This window comes from Sphingobium agri (assembly GCF_023051225.1).
Classification (GTDB): Bacteria; Pseudomonadota; Alphaproteobacteria; order Sphingomonadales; family Sphingomonadaceae; genus Sphingobium; species Sphingobium agri.
Genome location: NZ_JALKHS010000025.1, coordinates 1 through 1383 on the forward strand (window position 1 = coordinate 1; position 1383 = coordinate 1383).

The following is a 1383-nucleotide window of genomic DNA, read 5'->3' on the forward strand; positions in this document are numbered from 1 at the left end:
GCCAGCGTCCACCGCCGCACGCGAAGCGCCGACCGCTGCACCGAGCTTGTCCGCCAGCGGATAGATCACCTCTTCAAAGGTCGGCCCATCCTTCAGCGCACGGCCACCCGACACGATGATCTTGGCAGAAGTCAGCTCCGGACGCTCCTGCTTGGCGATCTCCGCGCCGACAAAGCTGGACAGGCCCTTGTCACCGGTCGAAGCAACCGCTTCCACCGCGCCCGAACCGCCCTCGCGCGCCGCCTTTTCAAAAGCAGTGCCGCGAACGGTGATGACCTTCTTCGCATCCTTCGACTTGACGGTCGCGATCGCGTTACCCGCATAGATCGGCCGCGTGAACGTGTCTTCGCTTTCCACCGACAGAATGTCGCTGATCTGCATGACGTCCAGCAGAGCCGCCACGCGGGGCGCGATATTCTTGCCGTTGCTGGTGGCAGGCGCGACGAACGCGTCATGATGGCCCATCAGTTCGACGATCAACGGCGCGACATTCTCGGCCAGCGCATGACCAAAGGCCGCGTCATCGGCGACATGGACCTTGCCCACGCCCGCAATCTTCGCAGCAGCCTCGCCCACGCCGCCGACGCCAGCGCCAGCGACCAGCAGATGCACTTCACCCAGCTTTGCAGCGGCGGTGACGGCGGAAAGGGTCGCGTCCTTGACGGCGCCGCCCTCATGTTCAACCCAAACGAGCGTCTTCATGCTGCAACTCCCAGAGCCTTGAGCTTCGCGACCAGTTCATCGACATCGGCAACCTTGACGCCAGCCGAACGCTTGGCGGGCTCGGTGACCTTCAGCGTCTCCAGGCGCGGCGCGATATCGACACCATAGTCGGCAGGCGTCTTCGTGCTAAGCGGCTTGCTCTTCGCCTTCATGATGTTGGGCAGCGAAGCATAGCGCGGCTCGTTCAAACGCAAGTCGGTGGTGACGATCGCCGGAACGTTCAGCTTCACCGTCTCCAGGCCGCCATCGACTTCGCGGGTCACGCTGACCTTGTCACCCTCTACCTCGACCTTCGAAGCGAAGGTGCCCTGCGGCAGGTTCAGCAGAGCGGCCAGCATCTGACCAGTCTGGTTGCTGTCATCGTCGATCGCCTGCTTGCCCAGGATGATCAGGCCAGCGCCTTCCTCTTCCTGCACCTTGGCGAGCAGCTTGGCCACGCCCAGCGGTTCAACCTCGTCATCGGTCTGGATCAGGATCGCACGGTCCGCACCCATGGCCAGCGCCGTGCGCAGCGTTTCCTGCGCCTTGGCAACGCCGATCGACACCGCCACCACCTCGGTCGCCACGCCCTTTTCCTTCAGGCGGATGGCTTCTTCGACCGCGATCTCGTCGAACGGGTTCATGCTCATCTTGACGTTCGCCAGATCGACGCCCGTCCCA

General features: G+C 63.6%; 2 protein-coding genes. Both read right to left on the reverse strand.

Annotated elements, in window-relative coordinates:
* Window positions 1–702, reverse strand: a 702-nt coding sequence (locus MU848_RS18765; RefSeq protein WP_247234845.1) for an electron transfer flavoprotein subunit alpha/FixB family protein, incomplete at its 3' end; no start/stop codon positions are given.
* Window positions 699–1383 (reverse strand): electron transfer flavoprotein subunit beta/FixA family protein (locus tag MU848_RS18770; RefSeq protein WP_247234847.1); only part of this gene is annotated, 685 nt, incomplete at its 5' end. The genes MU848_RS18770 and MU848_RS18765, both read right to left, overlap by 4 nt.